We start from the raw sequence: 21276 nt of genomic DNA on the forward strand, positions 1-21276 counted from the left end.
TACCAGCAGGCCTTCTACGCCCGCGACCTCGCCGGGACCGTCGTGCTGGTCGGCGTGCCCACCCCCGAGATGAAGCTCGAACTGCCGCTGCTGGACGTGTTCGGACGTGGCGGCTCCCTGAAGTCCTCCTGGTACGGCGACTGCCTGCCCTCCCGCGACTTCCCCATGCTGATCGACCTGCATCTGCAAGGGCGCCTGCCGCTGGACAAGTTCGTCTCCGAGACGATCGAACTCACCGACGTGGAGAAGGCGTTCGAGCGGATGCACCACGGCGACGTGCTGCGCTCGGTGGTGGTGTTCTGATGGCCGCGCGCATCGAACGCCTCGTCACCTCAGGGCAGTTCACCCTCGACGGCGGCACCTGGGACGTCGACAACAACGTCTGGATCGTCGGCGACGACCACGAGGTGATCGTCATCGACGCGGCCCATGACGCCGACGCCATCGCCGAGGCCGTCGGGGACCGCCGCCTCAGCGCCATCGTGTGCACCCATGCCCACAACGACCACATCGACGCCGCTCCCGCGCTCGCCGACCGCACGGGCGCCACCATCTGGCTGCACCCGGACGACCTGCCGCTGTGGAAGCTGACCCACCCCGACCGGGACCCCGACGCGCATCTGGCCGACGGCCAGGTCATCGAGTCCGCGGGCGCCGACCTCACCGTGCTGCACACCCCCGGGCACGCGCCGGGCGCCGTCTGCCTCTACGACCCCGCGCTGGGCACGGTCTTCACGGGCGACACCCTCTTCCAGGGCGGCCCCGGCGCGACCGGGCGCTCGTACTCCCACTTCCCGACGATCATCGACTCCATCCGCGACCGCCTGCTCACCCTGCCACCGGAGACGAAGGTCCTCACCGGCCACGGCGATCCGACCACGGTGGGTGCCGAGGCGCCGCATCTGCAGGAGTGGATCGCCCGGGGGCATTGAGCACGGGCGAGCGGTCGGCGCCGTTGCCCGATGCCGTACTCAAAGAAGGGCGACAGAAGATGTCCGGTTTTCCCGGCACCCTCGACTCCGACAGCAGTCCAAGGGAAACGGGAGGCCGGACATGTCCGAACCGCTGAAGGGCAAGGTGGCGCTGGTCGCCGGGGCGACGCGGGGCGCGGGCCGCGGGATCGCGGTGGAACTGGGTGCGGCGGGCGCCACCGTCTACGTCACGGGACGCACCACCCGGGCGCGGCGCTCCGAGTACGACCGCCCCGAGACCATCGAGGACACCGCCGACCTCGTCACCGGGGCGGGCGGGCGGGGCATCGCCGTACCGACCGACCACCTCGACCCCGCACAGGTCCGCGCTCTCGTGGACCGCATCGACGGCGAACGGGGCCGCCTCGACGTCCTCGTCAACGACATCTGGGGCGGCGAGAACCTCTTCGAATGGGAAAAGCCGGTCTGGGAGCACGACCTCGACAAGGGGCTCAGGCTGCTGCGGCTCGCCGTCGAGACCCATGCCATCACCAGCCACCACGCCCTGCCGCTGCTCCTGCGCCACCCCGGCGGACTGGTCGTCGAGGTCACCGACGGCACCGCCGAGTACAACCGCGACACCTACCGCGTCTCCTTCTTCTACGACCTCGCCAAGGCGTCCGTGCTGCGGATGGCCTTCGCGCTGGGCCACGAACTCGGACCGCGCGGGGCCACCGCTGTCGCCCTCACCCCGGGCTGGATGCGCTCGGAGATCATGCTCGGCCACTTCGGCGTGGAGGAGGAGAACTGGCGCGACGCCCTCAGCGAGGTGCCGCACTTCGCCATCTCCGAGACCCCGCGCTACGTGGGCCGCGCCGTCGCCGCGCTCGCATGCGACCCCGACCGGGCCCGCTGGAACGGCGACTCCCTCTCCAGCGGCGCCCTGGCCCGGGAGTACGGCTTCACCGACCTCGACGGCAGCCGTCCGGACGCCTGGCGCTATCTCGTCGAGGTGCAGGACGCGGGCAAACCGGCGGACGTGACCGGCTACCGCTGAGACCGGCCGCCTTCCGCTGAGACCGGCCGCACGCCGTCTGCCGTGATGATCGCCGGGCGAGTAAATTCGGCCCATGGCTGACACGAAGCGCTTCGAGGGGTACGGAGTCCTCGTCACGGGGGCGGCCCGCGGCATCGGTGCCGCGATCGCACGGCGGCTGGCCGGCGAGGGCGCGCGTGTCCTGCTGACCGACGCCGACCCGGCCGAGGTGACGAAGACCGCCGACGCCTTGCGCCAACTCGGCCTCACCGCCGAGGCGTTGGCGTGCGACGTCGCCGACCGGGCCTCCGTGGAGGCGGCCGTCGCCCACGCCGTTGACGCGTTCGGGTCGCTGGACGTCCTGGTCAACTGCGCGGCGAGCTGCACCCCCGACACCCCGCTCTTCGAGGACGGCCCCGACGACGCCTGGGAGCGGGACCTCGACATCACCCTGACCGGCACCTACCGCTGCTGCCGCGCCGCGATGCCGCACCTGGCCGCCTCCGGCCGCGGCGCCGTCGTCAGCATCGGCTCCGTCAACGCCCTGCAGGACTTCGGCAACCACGCCTACAGCGCCGCCAAGGCGGGACTTGTCTCTCTCACCCGCACCATGGCCGCGCACGTCGCCGCACGGGGCGTCCGCGTCAACCTGGTGGTGCCGGGCACCGTACGCACCTCCGCCTGGGAGGGCCGCGACGAGGAACTCGAGGCCCTGCGCGCGCTGTACCCCCTCGGCCGGGTCGGCGAGCCGGACGACATCGCCGCCGCCGTCGCCTTCCTCGCCTCCCGCGAGGCCGGCTGGATCACCGGCACCTCGCTCACCGTCGACGGCGGCGTCACCGCGGTCAACACCGGATTCCTCCGCACCACCCGTCAGGAGCGGGATGTCTGACAACTCACCCTGTGACCTGAGGCACTGCGAATGTCACCGTTTCGTCGCATCGTGAGGGGCTCGTGCAACCGATCGCGCCGCACGCCGGTCTAGCTGGCTGAGTTCGCAGATCAGACGACCCTTCCGTACGAAAGGCAAGGCCGGCCATGGGGGACATACGCAGACGGGGCGCCGTCGCGCTCGGGATCGCCGGGATGGTGGCACCGCTCACGCTCGCCTTGGGCACCGCGCCCGCGCAGGCGGCCACGAGCTGCACCACGAGCACCGGGCCCTACCAGAAGCAGGTGGAGAAGTTTCTCGGTCGGCCGGTCGACGGCCGCCAGTCGGCCACCGACTGCAAGGCCATCAAGGCCTTCCAGACCAAGCACGGCATCACGCCCAACATCGGCTACGCGGGGCCCGTCACCTGGGGCGTGATGGACCTCATGAACAAGCAGAAGGCCGTCGGGCACAACCCCAACCGGGACCACAAGTGCCCGACCAACAAGGGCCGCATCGCCTGTGTGAACCTCACCCTCCAGCTCAGCTGGATCCAGGACGGCAGCCGGCTCGTCTACGGCCCCGTCCCGGTCCGCACCGGCCGCAACGGCTACGAGACCCGCACCGGCCTGAAGAAGATCTACTGGCGGCACAAGAACCACGTGTCGAGCATCTACCACGTGGCCATGCCCTACAGCCAGTTCTTCGACGGCGGCCAGGCCTTCCACTCGGTGGGCCTCAGCATGTGGAACCCGCCCGGCTCGCACGGCTGCGTCAACATGACCACGACCGACGCGAAGAAGTACTGGTCGCTGCTGAAGACCGGCGACGACGTCTACGTCTACGGCCGCAAGCCGGGCACCTGACCGATCCCGGGCACCCGGCTCGCTCGCGAGGGTCACACCTCGGGGGCGTCCCCGAAGTCCGGTATGTCCAGCCTGGCCCCGCCCTGCCGCGCGGACTCGTGCGCGATGATGCCCGGCAGGGTGTAGCGGGCGGCCACCCACGCGTTGACGGACGGCAGTGACCGCGAGTTGACCGCGGTCACGAAGTCGTCGACCAGGAAGTGGTGGCTGCCCTCGTGCCCGTTGTGCAGGGTGTCGAACTCCCGCGGCAGCCGGGCCCGGTCGTGCACCGGCGCCGAGCCGGAGGTGAAGGCGGCCCGCAGCTCCGGGGCGATGTGCTGAAGTGACGGATCGTCAGGAGCCATGCTGGGCTTGGGCTCCAGCAGTTCGCTGATGTCCTTCACGCCCTTCTTGTCCTGCCAGAACGCGACCGTCGCCAGCTGCTCCATGCTCGCCTCGGTGCCGAAGAACCTGAAGCGCGACTCCCTGATCTGCGAGGGGTAGCCGACCCGCCGGAACTCGTTGGTGCGGAACGACCCGCCGCCCGCCACCTCGAACAGCGCGGTCGCGTTGGAGAAGTCGTTGCCGAACTGGCTGATCTCCTTGTCGAAGACGCCGTCGCCGCGCTCGTCGACCACACCGATCGCCGACACGCTCGTGGCGTACGTCTGCCAGGCGCCGAGCACGCCGCCCACCGAGTGCGTGGGATACAGCAGCGGGGGATAGCTGGCGGTCTGCTTCCAGTTCTCGCCGCCGCTGTACTGGTAGGCCTCGTAGAACCCCAGGTCCATGTCGTGGACGTAGTCGCCCTCGGCGTAGAAGAGCCGCCCGAAGGCGCCCTCGGCGATCTGGTTGCGGGCGTGCACGGTGGCCGGGTTGTACTGACTGGTCTCGCCCATCATGTACGTCAGCCCGGTCGCCCTGACCGCGTCGATGATGGCGGCGATCTCCTCCGTGGTGATCGCCATGGGGACCGCGGAGTAGACGTGCTTGCCCGCGTTCAGGCCCTGCAGCACGAGCGGTCCGTGCGTCCAGCGCTGCGTGAAGATCGCGACGGCGTCGACCGCCTCCGACTCCAGCATCTCCCGGTACGAGGAGAAGGTGCCCGCGAGCCCCTTGGCGGCGGCGAGTTGCTCCGCCCGTTCGGGCAGCAGGTCGGTCACGTAGACGTCGCTGACGCCGGGGTGGGCCTGGAACAGCATGGCGAACTGGCCGGAGAACTGGCCGGCTCCGACGATGCCGAGCGAGAACGTCATGTGAGGCGTGCCCTTCACTGGACGAGAGAGGTGATTTACTTTCGCTGCGAAAGAATCGTGCCGTCAAGGGGGCCGTGCTTATCTGCTTCGTGTGGGTCTGGGGCGCTAGGGTGAGCTGGTTGCTTTTACGGCGAAAAAATTGTGGGGAGTCCGACCGTCATGACCACAGTGGCCGCCAGCTGGCTACCGCTCAGCGCGGGTGAGCGTTCGGTGGCGATCGAGGTCCTCGTCAACGGTCCCCTGTCGCGCACCGAACTGGCCCGGCGGCTCCGTCTCTCCGCGGGCAGCCTCACTCGCCTGACCAAGCCGCTGATCGAGTCGGGCCTGCTCGAAGAGGTCGCCGAGGCCGGTACGCCCGCCGAGGGGCGGCAGGGCCGCCCCTCGCAGCCGCTCGACGTCGTCGCCGAGGCCTGCTCCTTCCTCGGCTTCAAGGTCACCGACGACATGGTCTACGGCGTCGTCACCACCCTCAGAAGCGATGTCGTCGCCCGCCACCACCGCCCGCTCACCAGCCACGACCCGGCCGAAGTCGCCGATCTGCTCGCGGAGATGACGGCCGAACTCGCCCGTGAGCACCCGCACCTCGCAGGTATCGGCATCGGCGTCGGCGGTCTGGTCGAGGGCCGGGCCGTGGTGGGGGAGTCGCCGTTCCTGCACTGGCGGGACGTTCCGCTGGCCGCACTGGTCCAGGAGCGCACGGGGCTGCCCGTCGTCGTCGAGAACGACGTCGCCGCCCTCGTCGAGGCCGAGACCTGGTTCGGGGCGGGCCGGGGCCTGGACCGCTTCGTCGTCCTCACCATCGGCGCCGGCATCGGCTACGGCCTGGTCCTCGGCGGCAAGCGGGTGCCCTGCGTCGAGGAGAACCGGGGGTTCGGCCGGCACTGGATCATCAACCCCAACGGCCCGCTCACCCCCGACGGGGAACGCGGCAGCGCCGTCTCGCTGCTGGCCATCCCCAGCATCCGCTACCAGGTCCGCGCCGCCACCGGCCGCGACCGTACGTACGAGGAGATTTTGGCCGCGGCCTCCGCGGGCGAACCCATGCCCGCCCGGGTCGTCGACGAGGCGGCCCGCGCGCTCGGCACCCTCGTCGCCCAGATCGCCAACTTCGCTATGCCGCAGAAGATCCTGCTCGCCGGTGAGGGGGTCGGGCTGATGGATGTGGCTGGGAACACGGTGCGCGAAACCATCACCGCGCAGCGGCATCCGCTGGCCGCGCCGGTCCCGCTGGAGACCAAGGTGTCCGACTTCCACGACTGGGCCCGCGGGGCCGCCGTGCTGGCCATTCAGGTGCTGGTGCTGGGGACGGCGGAGGCGTGAACTCCGCTTCTGGACATGGCAGATCGACGTGACCAGTAACACGGTCCTATATGTCCGGTTCGTTCCATCTTGCTCACGGTGCCTTCACGTTGAGCCCCGTATGCTTCACAGCATGTCCACTACCGTTGAACCCGCCTCCGATCGCTCGGCAGACGAGGTCAACGAGGAGATCCGGGCCCTGTGGCACCGGTCGGGCGGGACACTGAACGGCGAACAGCGCGAGGAGTACCGGCGCCTCGTCCTCGAGTGGGCCTCCGCGAGCCCGCGTGCGGTGCGCGCCGCCTGAGCGGAAGTCCACCCTTCTCGGCCGGCTCGGCGAGCATGTCCTCGCCCGCGTCGCCGCCCTCCTCGTTGCCCGGCCCCGCGGCCCGGACGCATCACCTCACGGCAGGCTGCCGGGCTCCTGGAGCCTCGGCGGCCTGCCGGCTCTTTTCCGCGCGGTCAGCTCCAGGTGGCCGAGTAGTAGCGCCGGTACTCCTTGCGGTCCTGCTCGGCGCGGATGTAGCGGGTGGCCACCAGGGCCAGCAGACTGCCGCCGATCACCAGCATCCCGGGGCCGACGTTGCTGGGGTCCGCGAGCTTGCTCAGCAGCGTCTCGCCGTCGTCCGTGATGCCCGCGAGGGGGCCCGAGGAGCCGGGTGAGCTCGCGCCGGGGGCGATCGCGCTGTGCGTGGCCGAGCCGGACGGGGCGGGCGACGCCGTGGAGCCCTGTCCGACGGCCTGCTTCGACACGATCATCTCCACGCCGAGCGCCTGCATCGCCTTGGTCACCGGCTGGAAGAACGTCGTACCGCCCGAGGTGCAGTCACCGCTGCCGCCCGAGGTCACACCCAGCGCGATCCCGTCGGAGAACAGCGGGCCGCCGCTGTCCCCGGGCTCCGCGCACACATTCGTCTCGATCAGTCCGGTGACCGTGCCCTCCGGGTAGTTGACCGTGGCGTCGAGCCCCTTGACCTCGCCGTCGTGCAGCCCGCTGGTGCTGCCGCTGCGGAACACCCGCTGTCCGACGGCCGGATCGCCCACGCCCGTGATCCGCACGCCCTTGCCCTTGCCGATCGCCACGACGTCGGCCCCGGCGCCAGCCGAGCCGTTCGCGTACTGAACGAGGGAGAAGTCACTGCCGGGGAAGTTCTGCCGGACCGTCCTGCCCAGCTGCTGGTTGCCCTGATTGTCCCCGAACCAGATCGACCCGGTCGGCCCGCAATGTCCCGCGGTGAGGATGAAGTCGCTCTTGCCGTCGGTCACGTTGAACCCCGCCGAGCAGCGCCCGCCGGTCGACAGGATCGGCTGCGCCCCGTTCAGCCGGGTCGTGAACCGGCCCTGCGTGCGCTCCATGCGGACGTAGTCGCCGATGCCGCTCGCGACCTTCGTCATGCCCGCCCAGTCGGAGGCCGACACGGTGCTGTCGCCCTGCACCACGACCTCGTTCGTGCGGTAGTCCATCACCCAGGCCGTGCCGGGCACCCGGGGCGCCGAACGCAGCGTCGCGGCCGCCTTCTTGAGGTCGTTCATGCTGTGCCCGACCATCTTCGCCTCGGCGCCGGCGCGCTCGACCTGCGCCGCCGCGTCCTGGTCGGTCACCGCGACGACCGGGCGCCCGTCCGTGCCGATCCAGGTGCCCGCCGTGCGGGCGGTCCCGAGCCGGGAGACGAGCGCGGCACCGGGGGCGTCGGAGGTGCCCGAGGCGCTGAACGGAAGAGCCGAGGTGCCGGGCGTCTCGCTCGCCATGGCCGCCTGCGTGACCATCGCTCCTCCGAGGAGGAGTCCGCCGACGGCCGCCAGCCGTGTCACTCGCCGGACCATCCGTCGTCGTGCGTGCCTCATGCATGGCTCCCGAACCCGTACGCGCGGCGTCAACGCCACGGGGCCCTCCGGTCGTTGAGCGCCCTCCTCACCTCATACGTGGCGGTGGACGATCCCGTTCAGCGCACGCGTGCCTTCTCACCCCTTGCGGCCCACACCTCCGTACAGGGCCACTTCCGGCTCGGCCGCCTCCGCACGCCCGGGGCGCCAGCGCGAGCACGGCACCACGCCCGGCTCCAGCAGCTCCAGGCCGTCGAAGAAGCGGGCGACGTCGTCGGGCGTGCGCTGCGTCAGCTCAGGGGTGCCGTGCTCGTTCCAGAAGTGCACCGCCGCGTCCACCTCGGGCAGCGCGGGGCTGGTGATGGTGTGCGACAGCACCAGATGGCTGCCGGACGGCAGCGCGTCCATTAGCCGCCGTACGACGCCGTACGGATCCTCGTCGTCGCGCAGGAAGATGACCACGCCGAGCAGCAGCACCGCCACCGGCCGGGTGAGGTCCAGTGTGGCGGCGGCCCGCTCCAGGATCGACTCGACATTGCGCAGGTCGTCGTCCAGATGCTCGGTGCGGCCCTCGGGCGTACTGGTGAGCAGGGCGCGGGCGTGGGCCAGCACGAGCGGGTCGTTGTCGACGTAGACGACCCGTGCGTCCGGAGCGAGGCGCTGGGCGACCTCGTGCGTGTTCTCGGCGGTGGGCAGACCGGTGCCGATGTCGAGGAACTGGCGGATCCCCGCGTCCATCACGAGATGCCGCACGGCGCGCCCCAGGAAGAGACGGTCGGCCCGGGCGTAGTCGCCGATGGCCGGATGAAGCTCACGGATACGGTCCCCGGCCACCCGGTCGACCTCGTAGTAGTCGCCACCGCCGAGCCAGTAGTTCCAGATCCGGGCCGTGTGCGGGCGGAGGGTGTCGATGCGTCTGCGCAGCGTGGCGGCAGGATCGCCGGTGCATGCCGGGTTGTCCGTCAAGGGTTCCGCTCCTGGAGTGGTGCCGGTCGTGACTTACGAGGGGGTGGCATCAACCGGCCATCAAACCACCGTAGTTGATGTTTGCCGAGGGCCAGGAGGCGGTGGTTTCACCGTTGTGCCGGTCCTGCACCGAGTCGTTCCAGGTGAGAGGTGTGCCCCTTATCTTGAGCCGCATGAAGAGGATTGCGCCCGACCCGTCCGGTGAACCCGATCCGCTGCGCGCACTGACCCTCGACGACCTCCGCCGCCGTACGAGCATGAAATGGCGCACCTACCCGGCCGACGTACTGCCCCTGTGGGTGGCCGAGATGGACGTCCCTCTCGCGGAACCCGTAGTCCGCGCGGTCGCCGACGCGCTCGCGCTCGGGGACACCGGCTATCCGGCGGGCACGGCCTACGCCGGGGCGCTGGCCGCCTTCGCCGCGAAGCGCTGGGGCTGGGACGGGCTCGCGGTCCAGCGGACGGCGATCGTGCCGGACGTCATGCTCGGCGTCGTCGAGATGCTCAAGCTGGTCACCGGGCCCGGGGACGCGGTGATCGTGAACCCGCCGGTGTATCCGCCGTTCTACAGCTTCGTCGCGCACTTGGACCGCCGGGTCGTCGAGGCCCCGCTCGGGACGGATCTGCGCCTCGACCTCGACGTCCTGGAGGAGACCTTCCGGCAGGCCGTCGCCGGTGGACGCCGGGCCGCCCATCTGCTGTGCAGCCCGCACAACCCGACCGGCACCGTGCACACGGCGGAGGAGCTGTCCGCCGTCGCCGCCCTCGCCGGCCACTACGGCGTGCGCGTGGTCGTGGACGAGATCCACGCCCCGCTGACCGCCGGCGGAGTCGACTTCGTGCCGTATCTGAGCGTCCCCGGCGCGGAGAACGGGCTGTCCCTCATGTCCGCGTCGAAGGCGTGGAACCTGGCGGGACTGAAGGCCGCGCTCGCGATCGTGGGCCCTGCGGCCGCAGCCGACCTCGCCCGGCTGCCCGAGGAGGTCAGCCACGGACCCAGCCACCTCGGCGTGCTCGCCCACACGGCCGCCCTGACCGACGGCACCGCCTGGCTGGACGCGCTGCTCGCCGGCCTCGACGACAACCGGCGGCTGCTGGCCGTCCTGCTCGCCGAACACCTGCCGGCCGTCACCCACCGCCCCGGCGAGGCCACCTACCTGGCCTGGCTCGACTGCCGCGCCCTCGGCCTCGGCGACGATCCGGCCCAGGTGTTCCTGGAGCGCGGCAGAGTGGCCCTGAACTCGGGCATCCCCTTCGGCACCGGCGGGGCCGGACACGTACGCCTGAACCTGGCGACGTCGCCCGAGGTGATCACGGAGGGCGTACGGCGGATGGTGGCGGCGCTCGCCTGAGCAGAGCTCGGGTGAGGGTGTCATGGACACGAGACGGCGCGGCATGATGGCCCCATGCGCGTGCTGATGCCGGTCCCCGACCACGACTTCGACGTCACCGAGGTCGCCGTGCCCTGGCGGCTGCTCACCGACGCCGGGCACGAGGTCGTCCTCGCCACCGAGCGGGCCGGCACCCGCCCCGCGGCCGACCCGCGCCTGCTGACCGGCGTGCTCTTCGGACAGCTGGGCGCGGAGGACGAGCCCAAGCGCTTCTACGAACAGCTCACCGAGTCACCGGAGTTCGGCGCCACCGCCGGATGGGCCGACGTGGACGTGACGGCGTACGACGGACTGCTGCTGCCCGGCGGACACGCGCCCGGCATGCGGCAGTACCTCGGCTCCGAGGAGCTGCGGGAGCAGGTCGCCCGGTTCTGGGCACTGGGCCGCCCGGTCGGCGCGATCTGCCACGGCGTGCTGGTCCTGGCCCGGACCCGGGACCCGCGGACGGGACGCAGCGTCCTCGCGGACCGCCGGACGACCTGCCTGCCCAAGTACATGGAGCGCACCGCCTACCTGACCACCGCCTGGCGCCTGGGCCGCTACTACCGCACCTACCCGGCGTACGTGGAGGACGAGGTGCGCTCCGCGCTCGCCGACCCGGCCGCCCAGTTCGAGCGCGGTCCCCGGGAGCTGACCCGGCGCGGCACGGCGAAGGACGACTCGCACGCCTTCGTCGTCCAGGACGGCGGCTATGTGTCGGCGCGCTGGCCGGGCGACGCCTACCTCTTCGCCCGCCGCTACCTGGAACTCCTCGGCGCTGCCACGGGTGCCTAGACTTCCGGTATGGACTCCACTGCGCTGGAACGGCTCGGTGCGGGCAAGTACGTGCTGATCACCAGCTACCGCAAGAACGGCACCCCGGTCGCCACACCGGTGTGGGTGGTGCGCGACGGCGACACCCTCGGCGCGTGGTCGGCCGCCGACTCCGGGAAGGTGAAGCGGATCAGGGCCCGCAAGGACATCCTCATCGGCCCATGCGACCTGCGCGGCAATCCGACGGGCACCCAGCTGCCCGCCACGGCAGAGATCGGCGACGAGGAGACCGTCGCCCGCTACCGCCGGCTCATCGCCCGCAAGTACGGGATCACGGGCCGTCTGACCCTGCTCGGCAGCCGGCTGCGACGGGGGCTGAAGGGGACGGTCGGGATCCGGGTGACGCTCGCTCCGTGAGACGAAGCGGCCGGGCGGGCGGCGCAACCGCCGCGAAGCGCCGCCCGCCCGGTGTGCCCTGGAGGACGGCAGGAAGGGCGTGCGGGTTGCCTGTGTTCAGGGATCCGATCGGCGAGCACGGGCCGGGACCGCGACTGCGGTGAGGTCTCAGGTCCAGGCGCGGTAGGGCTCGTCGACCAGTTGGAAGACGGGCTCGCCGCGGACCGGGTCCTTCGCCGTCGACAGCCGTACCCGGTCGCCGCTGTGAATGGCGATCAGCGGGCCCATGACCCGGCCGCGCACGACGAAGCCCTCGGCCATCTCCACGAGCGAGACATTGCGGGCGGCGGGGGTGTTGCGGTGCACGATCGTCGCGTGGCGGACCGTGCCGGTGCCGCTGCTGCGCTCGGTGCGCAGGTCACCGCCCTGGCAGACCGGACACAGCAGCCGGTGGTACATGGCGGTGCCGCACCAGGTGCAGCGCTGGAATTCGAGGGAGTCCGTATCGGCTGCCGCGGGTTCGAGGACGCCTGTCGCGGAGCCGGCTGTTTCACGAGCAACGATTCCTGAGTGGTGGTACACGCTGGTCAACTCCCTGCGCTCGGCCGGAATCCCGCGTGCCGGGTCAACCGTGCACGCACGTGCCCGGTTCACCGTGCCACCGTGCACGGCATCAATGTATGGCACTCAGTGCCACAGGTAAAGGCACTCCGTACCCTCAATTTCCTCCGAGTTCGGACTCGATCTCCTTCACGACCCGCCACAGGGGCGCATCGCGCCGCGCCACGACGACCACCACGTCCTCGGCCGGACCGGCGCTGCGCTGCGGGGCCGACGCCCCGAAGGCCGACCGTACGTACCCGAGGGCGTGGTCCACCGCGGCCTCCGCGTCGTCCTTGCCGTCCGAACGCAGCCACGACCGCAGCGCGTTGTTGTGCGCGGCCACCACCGCGGCGGCGATCACGTCGGCCCGCAGGATCCCGTCGCGTCGGCCGGCGAAACGCGCGCGCAGGTACTCGGCGAGGGCGCGCTCGTAGCGCCACACCACGGACAGCTCGTACGCCCGCAGCCCCGGCACCCGCTTGGTGAGGCGGTAACGCTGCACGGAGAAGGCCGGGTTCTCGGCGTACATCCGCAGCACGAGCCGGGCCGCGTCGCAGACCCGCTGCACGGGCTCGTCCTCCTCGCCGCTCGCGTCGAGAAAGGCCGTCATGTCGGCCAGGCACCGCTCGTGGTCGGGGAAGACCACGTCCTCCTTGGAGGGGAAGTAGCGGAAGAACGACCGTCGTCCGACACCGGCCAGCGCCACGATGTCGTCGATGGTCGTCTGCTCGTAGCCCCGCTCCAGGAACAGCTGGAACGCCGCCGTGACCAGGGCGTCCCGCATCGGTGGCCTCACGGCGGCCGGCTCCGTCGTCATGGACGGAACGTAGCACCGGTGTGCCACCCATGGCACTCGGTGCACGGTCGGCGGGGAACTCAGTGCTCTCGCCGCCGTCACGGTGAAAGGGCGGGACGTCCGGGGCTGAACTTCCGGGGCGGCGGCCGCGTATCTCTCGTCGGGGGACGGCGGAGGTCCCGGCAGGGGACGGAAGGAGAGCACTGTGCCCACACCGCCCGAATCGGGGTCGCCGCACGAACGCCCGCCTCTTGAGCCCATCCATGTGCTGCGGCCGCGCCGCACCGACGCCCTGGCGGAGCTGTTCCGGGAGATGGAGCAGGGACGCGACGACATGGAGACCGTCGCCGTGCAGGACCCGCGGTCCTGGGACGAGGGCGAGACGCAGGAGATCCCCCGCGTGCCGAGCGACGAGGACGGTGCGTCGCGCGGCGGCACACCCGGGTCCGGGTCCGGGCTGCGCCGCGCCGCCGTGGTGATCGCCGTCGCCGCGGCAGCGCTCGTCGGCTTCGGCTGCGCCCTGCTGCTGTCCATGAGGAACGACCACGCCGCCGCGCAGGAACCCCGCCCCACGGCGTCCGCCGAGACCACCGCGTCCCCGACCGCGACCGTCGCCGGCGCGGCCGACCCCGACGGCCCCGGCACCCTCCGCGAGGGCGACAGCGGCCCCGAGGTGACGGACCTGCAGCAACGCCTGCTGAACGTCCCGGACATCTACCCCGGCGGCTCCACGAGCGGCACCTTCGACGCCACCCTCAAGGCCGCGGTGGCCCGCTTCCAGCTCTGGTACGGCATCCGCGGCGACGAGACCGGCGTCTACGGCGACGACACCCGGCGCGCGCTGGAGTCGCGGACGTCCTACGGCACCGGCTGACGACGCGCCCGCTCGCGGGCCACCGCGGGCTCCAGCGGAGCCCTGATGTCGAGCACGCAGACGTCGTCGCGGTGCTCGCCCTCCAGCATCGAGGCGAGCAGCGGTCCCAGGGGCAGGGAATCCGGCCCTTGCGTGTGCTGGGTCAGGACGGCGTCCGACAGCCGCTGCAGACCCCGGTCGATGCCCTCCGCGGGCCGCTCGACCAGGCCGTCGGTGTAGAGGATGACGCGGTCGCCGGGTTCGAGACGGCACTCCGCCTCCGCGTAGACCGGCGCCGGGCTCGCCCCGAGCAGCATGCCGCGGGGCCGCTCGAGAAAGCGCGCCTCGCCGTCGCGCACCAGCAGCGGCGGCGGATGCCCGGCCTGCGCCCAGACCAGGCGGTGCTCGGCCGGGTGGTAGCGGGCGAGGATCAGGGTCGCGGTGCCGTGCGAGTCCCGGGAGTGCAGCAGCAGGGTGTTGAGCCGGGCGAGTGCACCCGTCAGCGAGGATCCGGTGATCACCATGCCCTTCGCGGTGAAGCGGAGCAGGGCCATCGTGGCGACCGCGTCGAGACCGTGCCCGGCGACGTCACCGACCACGAACACCGCGTCCCCGTCGGGCAGTTCGACCACGCTGAACCAGTCACCGCCGACATGGACGCCCGACTGCGCGGGCAGATAGGCGACTTCGACGCGCAGCCCCGCCAGCCGCACCGGCCTGGTGGGCAGCGGGAGCAGGGTGTCCTGCAGCCGGCCGGCCAGCGTCCGCTCGGCGCGCAGCACGTCGTGCTGGGTGAGCATGGCCCGCTCGCTCTCGACGAGGGCGAGTTCCGCGCTGCGCTGTGCGGTGAGGTCCTGGATGACGCCGTGCACCTCGACTGTCGTACCTGAGGAGTCCGGCACGGCCTCGGCCACCGCCCGAAGATGCCGTAGCCCGTCCGCCCTTCTGACCCGGAAGGGGACGTCGAACGTCCGCCCCTCGACGAGGAGTTCACCGATGGCGTGGCGCAGCGCCGACCCGTCCTTGGGCAGCGCGAGGTCGGGCAGTTCGGTCAGCCCGACCGGTCCGTGCGCCGGGTCCCGGTCGAAGAGCGCGAACACCTGGGACGACCAGGTGACCTCGTGCGTGACGAGGTTCCAGCTCGCCCAGCCGAGGCCGCCCAGGCGCTGCAGATCCGCCAGCCGCTGCTCCTGCCGGTCCGAGGAACTGTGCCGCACCCAGGTGACGACCAGCTTCTCGCCCAGCCGCGCCGCCTGCACCGTGTAGGTGAACAGTTCGGCGATCCCGTCCACCAACTCCTGGAGGCCGAACGGCTCGCTCTCGTACGGGTTCCCGGTGACGAGCGTCCGTCTGAGGCCCTGCCACATGGGTTCGCCCGCCAGTGCCGGACAGCACTCCCGGAACCGGCGGCCGAGCAGTTCGCGCCCGGCGCGCCCGACGACGTCGACGGTCTCCTCCGTGGCGGCGTCGATGCGGTAGTCCTCGATGTTGCCCGGTGCGGAGGACAGCGGTGCCAGCAGCATCGCGGCGCCGGACAGCGCGTCGAACACGGCCTGTACGGCGGTCGCGGAGGCATCGGCGGTGTCCTCGGGGCGCGTGGCGAAGGCGAGCAGCCGGCCGGCGCAGAGCCGGGCCACCGCCTGCAGATGCTCCCGGATGTGCGCGGAGAACGGCCCGACGCGGGAGCGCAGGACGCCGATGCACACGTCGGGAGAGTCGCCGTTGGGCACGGGCAGCCAGGCGCGGGAGCGCCATCGTTCGGGCGGATCGGACAACAGGTACCGCTCCCTGTCGGCCTCCACGTCCTCCAGCCACAGCGGTTCGCCCGCCCGCAGCGCGTCGAGCACGGCGATCCCGCTCAGCGGCGGAACCTGCTGCCACTGGGCGGCCAGGGTGTCGTCGACGCCGGCGTGCCCGACCAGTTCGAGACCTCCCGTGGGCAGCCGTGAGTAGATCATGACGGCGTCGGCGTCCACGGCCGGCGCGAGATGGTCCAGCAGGCACCGGGCGAGGTCCTGCGAGGTCGCGACCCGGACGAGTTCCCTGCCGAGCGGGCCGAGGTCGACCGGTCCGGCATCGTCGGCCGCGGCTTCGGGCGGCGGTACGGCCGTGGCGGCGGGGACGACGGGGTCCGGCTCGGGGGCCGCGTGGACCGGGGCAGGAGCCAGGCTGCCGAGGGTGAGCCAGCACTCCTCCAGGAGCGAGTGGCCCTCCGTCTCGGCGCGCCGCTGCAGCTCCTCCTCCGCGGCGTCGGGTGTGCACCGGGTCTGGGCCATCACGACGCCCTTGGCCTGCTCGACGACGGCCGACTGCGCTGCCTGGTCGCGCAGCCGGTCCATCTCGGCGCGCTGTCTGGCGACAACCTTGGCCAGTGCAACGGTGTCCGGCGCCGAGCTGGACTCGGCCGGCGATGCGGGCTCCCTCGTCACGGGTCGAGCATGGCACAACACGGCCGTTTTGATCGTGGTCTTGCGGACCCCGACAGAACCACGACAGGGCCCGGCCCGACCCGGATCCGGTACGCCCGGCGTCGGGAGCGAACGGCCGCGGTCAGTCTCCGGGCGGTCGGTACAGCCACAGCCGAAGCAGCCGGCTCAGCCGCGGCATGATCAGGTAGGTCAGCACCGGAAGCAGGACCACCGGGAACACGGCCGCGCGCAGCGGCAGTGGCCACAGGGCGGTGCGGGGTGCCACCAGCCACTGGATCAGCAGCGTGCACGGATAGGCACCGAGGAACGTGGTGAGCACCATCTTCCAGTGCGGGGGCGACCGGGTCGTGGTACCCGGCAGGCTGAACCAGGTCTCCATACCCGTCGTCGACTGCCGTTCGCTGTCGACCTCGGTGGCGATTCCGTCGAGCCGCGCGTGCCAGGACGCCCGCTCGTCGGACTCCAGCCAGTCGGCCAGCCGGCGTGCGTCACGGAAGCGGATCACCGCGTGGAAGCGGTGACCTTCCTCGGGGCGCAGCCACGAGACGCCCTCGTTGCCCGGGAACCGCGTGGCGCAACGGGTGACCCCGTGGGTCCAGTCCTCGAACTCGTCCTCCCGGCCGGGACGCACCTGCCAGGTGAGGACGCTGGTGACCGGCCCGACGCCGCGCCGCTGGGTGGTGCTCATGCTCACCACGTGTGCCACGCGTGGCCCGGATCATGCATCGGCCACGGCGGGCGCCGTCAGCGCCCGGACCCGATCAGCGCCTGGGAGACCGCCCGCACGCTGCGCGCGATGTGCTGGAGCTGCATCACCTCGGCCGCGTACATCTTGATCGTGTGCTCGATGACCGACTCGGGCAGGCCGAGCGCGGGCAGATCGGCGCGTGCGGTCTGCAGGGCGGTGCGGGCCACCCGCATCTCCTGCTGGACCTGGATCTGCGCATGGCGGGCGAGGAGCACGGGGTGGCGGATCAGGGCCGGGTAGCCGGCGTAGCGCGCGGGTACCAGCTCGCGCAGCCACCTGGCCGCCGAGCGCTCCCAGTCGTACGAGCCGGGGTGCTTGACCTGGCACGGCCAGTCCGGGCTGATGCGCGTGGTCGTCGTCTGCATGATCGTCGCTTCCGGTGTGCGGCGTCGGAAGGGTGGTCCGACATGGGGCGGGCGGCCCCGGCCTAGGGGATGACCGGGACCGCCAAGGGCCTCGCGCGGACGAGGCCCGACCGGACACGACGAGCGCCGACGCGGGTAGGAGACGGCGGCTCCGGGGTGTCCGGGGTGACGCGTGAGCAGTATTTATATATGCCGTCCGGTTTGCAAGACGCATGAAAACATTCATGCGCGATATGTAATGAAAGGTCCCTTTGTAAGGTGCGAAAGCCGGAGTGGGTGGTGATGTGCCCCTCGGGTGCCTGCGCGGACCCTCAGTCGCGCAGGAAGAACTGGTGCTGGTCGGAGATCTGCTCGTACTCCTCAAGGCGGGCCTGGGTGCGCTCGGGATCGGCGTCCGTCATCGCCTGCAGCAGCGCGGCGGCGATCACACCGGGGGCCGCGTAGGAGTCGAAGACCAGGCGCGAGCCGGTGCCGGTGGCGAAGACGATGTCCGCCTCGGCGGCCACCGGACCGAGCGCCAGGTCCGTGACCAGGGCGATCCGCAGCCCGGCACTGCGCGCGACCCGCACCGCCGTGAGGGTCTCCTGGGCGTGCCGGGGCATCGAGAACGCCAGCACCCAGGTGCCGCCCGCTTCCCGCGACTGCAACAGCGCGTCGTAGGCGACGCTGCCGCCCCGCGTCACCAGCCGGACGTCCGGATGGATACGGCGCGCGGCGTAGGCGAAGTACTCCGCGAGGGAGACCGAGATCCGCAAGCCCAGGACCGTCAGCGGAGTGGACGACGACAGCTTGCGGCCGAGCTCGATCACCTGGTCGGGGTCGGCGAAGTCGCGCCGCAGGTTCTCCAGGTTCTCGATCTCGGCGTCGACCGCCGCCTGCAGCTCGTTGCTGCCGTTCTCCTCGGTCGCGGCGGGTCCGCCCGCCAGGGTGCCGAGCGCGATCGACTGGAGCTTCTCGCGCAGCGCCGGATACCCGCTGAAGCCGACCGCCGCGGCGAACCGCGTCACCGAGGGCTGGCTCACGCCGACCCGCTCGGCGAGATCCGTGATCGACAGGAACGCCGCCTCGGTGATGTGCTCGATCAGATACTGGGCGATGCGCCGCTGGCCGGGGGAGAGCCGGGGCCGGTCGAAGAGCGTCCTGAGCTGGGAGGCCGGGGCGGCCTCGACCTCGGGTGCGCTCTTGCCCGAGGTGATCGCGGATGCCTGTGCGCGTGCCTGCTGCGGCGATGGCACCGGTGCGCCTCCTTTGTCTCCCACAGTGCTTCAACATAGCTCACGCACCGTCGTGACCAGGGCTTGTACGGCGGCATCCGGAACCGCCCGGCACGAGTGCGGGGCGGTCGCGACGGGCGGTGTGTCAGCGCCGGTAGAGGGTGATCGAGTGCCCCACGTCGTCGATCGCACGGCTGCTGTGGAGCAACGCGGCCAGCCGGCCCCGGGCCTTGGCCGCCGCCGAGTCCGACACGACCAGCAGCCCGTGCACCTGACGCGTCGGCACCTTGCGCGGGTCGGCGGCGTGGATGCCGTAGTACGAGGGCACACCGCTGCCCTTGTACACCAGCCAGACCCGCTCGCCGCGGTACCGCTCGTGCAGCCGGTCGGCGAGCCGGCCGAGGTCCTGGCCCCAGTCCACGTTGGAGTCGTGCAGCCGCAGATGCGTCTTGGCCGGACCGCCGAACGCCTCGTTGGAGTACGGCAGATAGTAGGGGAACGTCAGCAGCGAACTCACCGCGACGAACAGCAGGAGCGCCCCCGTGACCAGCCGCGTCCACCTCCAGCGCACGGCGAGGACACAGCCCGCGGCCACGGCCAGGAACATCGGCACGAAGACGGCGTACCGGGTGCCGAAGTCCCGTGACCCGGTCATGGCGGCCGCCAGCAGCACCGCGGCGGGCACGAGCACATACGGCGCCGCGGGCCGCAGCCGCCGTACCGTCACCATCACGACAACGCCGGCCACCCACAGCGCGAGCATGCCCAGCGGGGTCTTCACCAGCAGCGCGGCCGGCAGGTAGTACCAGCGCGAGCCGGTGTACAGATGGCCGAAGAGGAAGCCCTGCCAGGGATAGTTCTCCAGCCCGAACTGGATGCGCATGCCGTCCCGGTAGGACCGCGGGAACGGCATCAGCTGCACGAGCAGCCCCTTCAGGCCGTGCACCGCCGGCACCGGCTGCGAGGTCTGCGGGCGCAGCGCCGGATCGACGACCAGGTACGACACCCATACGACGGCGACGGCCGCCACGGCGGTCACCAGCGCCGCCACCGCGGCCCGCACCAGCGTCCTGCGCCGGTCCCGCGCGCCCGCCCGCCACACCGACCAGGCGGCCAGCGCCATCAGCACGGGAACCGCCGGCAGAACGTTCATCTTCGTGGCCAGCGCGGCCCCGAGCGCGACACCGGCGAGCGGCACATAAAGGCGCGGCCTGCTGCGCGCACGCCACAGCAGCCACGCCGACGTCAGCACGAACCCGGCCGCGGGCACGTCGAGCGTGGCCAGCGAGCCGTGTGCGATGACGTCGGGGGAGAAGGCGTACAGCGCAAGAGCCGTCAACCCGGCCACCCGGCCCGCGAGTTCGCGAGCGAAGGCGAAGGCTACGAGTCCGAACAGCAGCGTCAGCACGATCATCGGCAGCCGGGCCCAGAACATCAGCCGCCAGGGGTCGTTGCCGGACTCGTAGAGCACATGCCGGCCGAACCGGCTCTGGTCGCCCTGGTACGAGGTGTCGACGTGCGGGTGGGCGATCGCCACCCCGGCCGCGATGACCAGCTTGCCGAGCGGCGGGTGCTCGGGGTTGAAGCGCACGCGGTGCTCGTGCAGATAGTCGGCGGCGGTGGCGACGTAGATGGGCTCGTCGATCGTCGGGGTCTGCTGCACGGCCGTGGTGACCATCGCCGCCGCCATCTGGGCCAGCAGCACGACCACCAGCAGCGGCTCCAGCCACCGCCTGCCGGGACGGCGCGGCGGCCGGGGGGCCGCCGCCCGTGGAGGCGGGTGCTCCTGGTCGTCGGGTGTCGTCGGTTCGAGGACCGAGTGCTGTTCGTGCGCCATCATCCGCCCCGCGGTGACACCGACCGCGAGCGGGCGGGAGCGATCCGGGCCCGTCTCATGGGCCCTACTCTCGCATCAGCGCCCGCCCCCGGGCGTCACCGCTTCAGGAGTCGTACCGGCAGACCTTCCGCCGTACAGACGGGTACGGCCCGCAGCCGGTCGGAGTTCAGTCGCATGCGTTCAGAGCCGCGGTCGACGACGCGCGCGTCAGTACTTGAGCGCGAGTTCGCCCAGCGGTATCACCAGATCCGCGCGCTCCCGGGTCGCGGCGACCAGTTCGGCGTTGTGCTGGTCGCTGCGCATCACCCAGTCCACGGCCTGCTCGTGCCCCTTGCCGAACTGCTCGTGCCGGGCGATCAGGCGGCGCAGCCGCTCCCGCTCGTCCAGCTCGCAGAACCACACCTCGTCGAGCCGGGCGCGCACCCGCGGCCACACGCCCGTGCCCAGCAGCAGGTAGTTGCCCTCCGTCACGATCAGCCGGGCCTGCGGCGGCACGGCGACCGCTCCGGCGAGCGGCTGCTCGAGGACCCGCTCGAAACCGGGCGCGTACACCACGTCGCCGTGCTCGTCCTCGCGCAGGCGCTGCAGCAGCGCCGCGTACCCGGCCGCGTCGAAGGTGTCGGGAGCGCCCTTGCGGTCGCGCAGGCCGAGCCGCTCCAGCTCGGCGTCGGCGAGATGGAAGCCGTCCATCGGGACATGAGCGGCCCACGGCGGGCCGGAGCCGTTCAGCTCGCGCACCAGGTTCTCGGCGAGCGTGGTCTTGCCCGCCCCGGGGCTGCCGGTGATGCCGAGTACCGCGCGCCCCTCACCCCGGGGAAGAGCGCGGACACGGGCGAGGAGGTCGTCGAAAGTCAGCGGCACACAGCAGAGTGTGTCACCCGTA

General features: G+C 71.6%; 22 protein-coding genes and 1 pseudogene. 12 read left to right on the top strand and 11 right to left on the bottom strand.

Features of this window, described 5'->3' with window-relative positions:
- The 5 genes and pseudogenes from JYK17_RS31145 to JYK17_RS31165 form a co-directional block, all read left to right on the top strand.
- Nucleotides 1-303 (top strand): annotated as a pseudogene (locus JYK17_RS31145) (S-(hydroxymethyl)mycothiol dehydrogenase); the annotation flags it as partial.
- The gene (locus tag JYK17_RS31150; RefSeq protein ID WP_108015928.1) at nucleotides 303-932 is read left to right on the top strand and encodes an MBL fold metallo-hydrolase; all 630 of its coding nucleotides are present in this window, start codon (nucleotides 303-305) and stop codon (nucleotides 930-932) included. The pseudogene JYK17_RS31145 and the gene JYK17_RS31150, both read left to right, overlap by 1 nt.
- Nucleotides 933-1053: 121 nt before the next feature.
- Entirely contained in the window at nucleotides 1054-1968 is a 915-nt protein-coding gene (locus JYK17_RS31155) for an SDR family oxidoreductase (protein WP_222811666.1), read from the top strand.
- Between the two features lie 73 nt (nucleotides 1969-2041).
- The gene (locus tag JYK17_RS31160) at nucleotides 2042-2839 is read left to right on the top strand and encodes an SDR family NAD(P)-dependent oxidoreductase (RefSeq protein ID WP_222811667.1); all 798 of its coding nucleotides are present in this window, start codon (nucleotides 2042-2044) and stop codon (nucleotides 2837-2839) included.
- 146 nt (nucleotides 2840-2985) lie between these two features.
- The gene (locus JYK17_RS31165) at nucleotides 2986-3684 is read left to right on the top strand and encodes a L,D-transpeptidase family protein (RefSeq protein WP_108015925.1); all 699 of its coding nucleotides are present in this window, start codon (nucleotides 2986-2988) and stop codon (nucleotides 3682-3684) included.
- Between the two features lie 32 nt (nucleotides 3685-3716).
- On the opposite strand, the gene JYK17_RS31170 is transcribed toward JYK17_RS31165, so the two are convergent.
- Nucleotides 3717-4919 carry a Gfo/Idh/MocA family protein gene (locus tag JYK17_RS31170; protein ID WP_222811668.1) on the bottom strand — a complete coding sequence of 401 codons (1203 nt, stop codon included), beginning with the start codon at nucleotides 4917-4919 and terminating at the stop codon, nucleotides 3717-3719.
- Between the two features lie 89 nt (nucleotides 4920-5008).
- On the opposite strand from JYK17_RS31170, the gene JYK17_RS41295 reads away from it, so the two are divergent.
- The 3 genes from JYK17_RS41295 to JYK17_RS31185 all read left to right on the top strand — a co-directional run bounded on the left by JYK17_RS41295 (nucleotide 5009) and on the right by JYK17_RS31185 (nucleotide 6525).
- Nucleotides 5009-5122 carry a hypothetical protein gene (locus tag JYK17_RS41295; RefSeq protein WP_372465342.1) on the top strand — a complete coding sequence of 38 codons (114 nt, stop codon included), beginning with the start codon at nucleotides 5009-5011 and terminating at the stop codon, nucleotides 5120-5122.
- Nucleotides 5079-6239, top strand: a complete 1161-nt coding sequence (locus JYK17_RS31180; protein ID WP_222811670.1) for an ROK family transcriptional regulator — start codon at nucleotides 5079-5081, stop codon at nucleotides 6237-6239. The genes JYK17_RS41295 and JYK17_RS31180 overlap by 44 nt, the downstream gene beginning before the upstream one ends.
- Nucleotides 6240-6339: 100 nt before the next feature.
- On the top strand, nucleotides 6340-6525 hold the full coding sequence (locus tag JYK17_RS31185; RefSeq protein ID WP_108015922.1) for a hypothetical protein: 186 nt from the start codon (nucleotides 6340-6342) through the stop codon (nucleotides 6523-6525).
- Nucleotides 6526-6680: 155 nt separating this feature from the next.
- Here JYK17_RS31185 and JYK17_RS31190 read toward each other — a convergent pair whose 3' ends face one another.
- Nucleotides 6681-8030 carry a S1 family peptidase gene (locus JYK17_RS31190; RefSeq protein WP_443742967.1) on the bottom strand — a complete coding sequence of 450 codons (1350 nt, stop codon included), beginning with the start codon at nucleotides 8028-8030 and terminating at the stop codon, nucleotides 6681-6683.
- Between the two features lie 150 nt (nucleotides 8031-8180).
- Nucleotides 8181-9008 (bottom strand): SAM-dependent methyltransferase, encoded by an 828-nt coding sequence (locus tag JYK17_RS31195; protein ID WP_108015920.1) that lies wholly within the window; start codon nucleotides 9006-9008, stop codon nucleotides 8181-8183.
- A 173-nt stretch (nucleotides 9009-9181) separates the two neighbouring features.
- Here JYK17_RS31195 and JYK17_RS31200 point away from each other — a divergent pair, with 173 nt between their 5' ends.
- Genes JYK17_RS31200 through JYK17_RS31210 form a run of 3 tightly spaced genes read left to right on the top strand, consistent with a single transcriptional unit; the run spans nucleotide 9182 to nucleotide 11569 of the window.
- Nucleotides 9182-10360 (top strand): MalY/PatB family protein, encoded by a 1179-nt coding sequence (locus tag JYK17_RS31200; protein WP_222811672.1) that lies wholly within the window; start codon nucleotides 9182-9184, stop codon nucleotides 10358-10360.
- Between the two features lie 54 nt (nucleotides 10361-10414).
- On the top strand, nucleotides 10415-11173 hold the full coding sequence (locus tag JYK17_RS31205; RefSeq protein ID WP_222811673.1) for a type 1 glutamine amidotransferase domain-containing protein: 759 nt from the start codon (nucleotides 10415-10417) through the stop codon (nucleotides 11171-11173).
- A gap of 9 nt (nucleotides 11174-11182) precedes the next feature.
- A complete protein-coding gene (locus tag JYK17_RS31210) occupies nucleotides 11183-11569 on the top strand; it encodes a PPOX class F420-dependent oxidoreductase (protein WP_108015917.1) in 387 nt (128 codons plus the stop codon).
- Nucleotides 11570-11716: 147 nt separating this feature from the next.
- Here the strand turns inward: JYK17_RS31210 and JYK17_RS31215 are convergent, their stop codons facing one another.
- Together JYK17_RS31215 and JYK17_RS31220 are read right to left on the bottom strand one after the other, a co-directional pair.
- A complete protein-coding gene (locus JYK17_RS31215; RefSeq protein WP_108015916.1) occupies nucleotides 11717-12130 on the bottom strand; it encodes a Zn-ribbon domain-containing OB-fold protein in 414 nt (137 codons plus the stop codon).
- 136 nt (nucleotides 12131-12266) lie between these two features.
- Nucleotides 12267-12935 (bottom strand): TetR family transcriptional regulator, encoded by a 669-nt coding sequence (locus JYK17_RS31220; RefSeq protein ID WP_181362672.1) that lies wholly within the window; start codon nucleotides 12933-12935, stop codon nucleotides 12267-12269.
- 217 nt (nucleotides 12936-13152) lie between these two features.
- Between JYK17_RS31220 and JYK17_RS31225 the strand changes: the two genes are divergently transcribed.
- Complete coding sequence (locus JYK17_RS31225) at nucleotides 13153-13821, top strand: peptidoglycan-binding domain-containing protein (RefSeq protein ID WP_222811674.1); 669 nt, start codon at nucleotides 13153-13155, stop codon at nucleotides 13819-13821.
- Here JYK17_RS31225 and JYK17_RS31230 read toward each other — a convergent pair.
- The 6 genes from JYK17_RS31230 to JYK17_RS31255 form a co-directional block, all read right to left on the bottom strand.
- Nucleotides 13806-16139 carry a SpoIIE family protein phosphatase gene (locus JYK17_RS31230; RefSeq protein ID WP_222811689.1) on the bottom strand — a complete coding sequence of 778 codons (2334 nt, stop codon included), beginning with the start codon at nucleotides 16137-16139 and terminating at the stop codon, nucleotides 13806-13808. The two genes, JYK17_RS31225 and JYK17_RS31230, sit on opposite strands and share 16 nt — an antisense overlap.
- A 211-nt stretch (nucleotides 16140-16350) precedes the next feature.
- Complete coding sequence (locus tag JYK17_RS31235; protein WP_222811675.1) at nucleotides 16351-16917, bottom strand: antibiotic biosynthesis monooxygenase; 567 nt, start codon at nucleotides 16915-16917, stop codon at nucleotides 16351-16353.
- Between the two features lie 56 nt (nucleotides 16918-16973).
- A complete protein-coding gene (locus JYK17_RS31240; protein ID WP_108015912.1) occupies nucleotides 16974-17342 on the bottom strand; it encodes a hypothetical protein in 369 nt (122 codons plus the stop codon).
- Nucleotides 17343-17653: 311 nt separating this feature from the next.
- Nucleotides 17654-18577 carry a MurR/RpiR family transcriptional regulator gene (locus JYK17_RS31245; protein ID WP_164932111.1) on the bottom strand — a complete coding sequence of 308 codons (924 nt, stop codon included), beginning with the start codon at nucleotides 18575-18577 and terminating at the stop codon, nucleotides 17654-17656.
- Between the two features lie 124 nt (nucleotides 18578-18701).
- Nucleotides 18702-20396, bottom strand: a complete 1695-nt coding sequence (locus tag JYK17_RS31250; RefSeq protein ID WP_128801047.1) for an ArnT family glycosyltransferase — start codon at nucleotides 20394-20396, stop codon at nucleotides 18702-18704.
- A 204-nt stretch (nucleotides 20397-20600) separates the two neighbouring features.
- Nucleotides 20601-21254 (bottom strand): nucleoside/nucleotide kinase family protein, encoded by a 654-nt coding sequence (locus JYK17_RS31255; RefSeq protein WP_222811676.1) that lies wholly within the window; start codon nucleotides 21252-21254, stop codon nucleotides 20601-20603.
- Between the last annotated feature and the right edge of the window lie 22 nt (nucleotides 21255-21276).

The organism is Streptomyces plumbidurans (assembly GCF_019857225.1).
In the GTDB taxonomy this organism is placed as follows: Bacteria; Actinomycetota; Actinomycetes; order Streptomycetales; family Streptomycetaceae; genus Streptomyces; species Streptomyces plumbidurans.

What these genes read in the sequence shown, in the direction of transcription:
- JYK17_RS31150 (WP_108015928.1), top strand. Translation starts at nt 303, where the DNA reads ATGGCCGCGCGCATCGAACGCCTCGTCACCTCAGGGCAGTTCACCCTC.
- JYK17_RS31155 (WP_222811666.1), top strand. Translation starts at nt 1,054, where the DNA reads ATGTCCGAACCGCTGAAGGGCAAGGTGGCGCTGGTCGCCGGGGCGACG.
- JYK17_RS31160 (WP_222811667.1), top strand. Translation starts at nt 2,042, where the DNA reads ATGGCTGACACGAAGCGCTTCGAGGGGTACGGAGTCCTCGTCACGGGG.
- JYK17_RS31165 (WP_108015925.1), top strand. Translation starts at nt 2,986, where the DNA reads ATGGGGGACATACGCAGACGGGGCGCCGTCGCGCTCGGGATCGCCGGG.
- JYK17_RS31170 (WP_222811668.1), bottom strand. Translation starts at nt 4,919, where the DNA reads ATGACGTTCTCGCTCGGCATCGTCGGAGCCGGCCAGTTCTCCGGCCAG.
- JYK17_RS31180 (WP_222811670.1), top strand. Translation starts at nt 5,079, where the DNA reads ATGACCACAGTGGCCGCCAGCTGGCTACCGCTCAGCGCGGGTGAGCGT.
- JYK17_RS31185 (WP_108015922.1), top strand. Translation starts at nt 6,340, where the DNA reads ATGCTTCACAGCATGTCCACTACCGTTGAACCCGCCTCCGATCGCTCG.
- JYK17_RS31200 (WP_222811672.1), top strand. Translation starts at nt 9,182, where the DNA reads ATGAAGAGGATTGCGCCCGACCCGTCCGGTGAACCCGATCCGCTGCGC.
- JYK17_RS31205 (WP_222811673.1), top strand. Translation starts at nt 10,415, where the DNA reads ATGCGCGTGCTGATGCCGGTCCCCGACCACGACTTCGACGTCACCGAG.
- JYK17_RS31210 (WP_108015917.1), top strand. Translation starts at nt 11,183, where the DNA reads ATGGACTCCACTGCGCTGGAACGGCTCGGTGCGGGCAAGTACGTGCTG.
- JYK17_RS31220 (WP_181362672.1), bottom strand. Translation starts at nt 12,935, where the DNA reads ATGCGGGACGCCCTGGTCACGGCGGCGTTCCAGCTGTTCCTGGAGCGG.
- JYK17_RS31230 (WP_222811689.1), bottom strand. Translation starts at nt 16,139, where the DNA reads ATGGACCGGCTGCGCGACCAGGCAGCGCAGTCGGCCGTCGTCGAGCAG.
- JYK17_RS31235 (WP_222811675.1), bottom strand. Translation starts at nt 16,917, where the DNA reads ATGAGCACCACCCAGCGGCGCGGCGTCGGGCCGGTCACCAGCGTCCTC.
- JYK17_RS31240 (WP_108015912.1), bottom strand. Translation starts at nt 17,342, where the DNA reads ATGCAGACGACGACCACGCGCATCAGCCCGGACTGGCCGTGCCAGGTC.
- JYK17_RS31250 (WP_128801047.1), bottom strand. Translation starts at nt 20,396, where the DNA reads ATGATGGCGCACGAACAGCACTCGGTCCTCGAACCGACGACACCCGAC.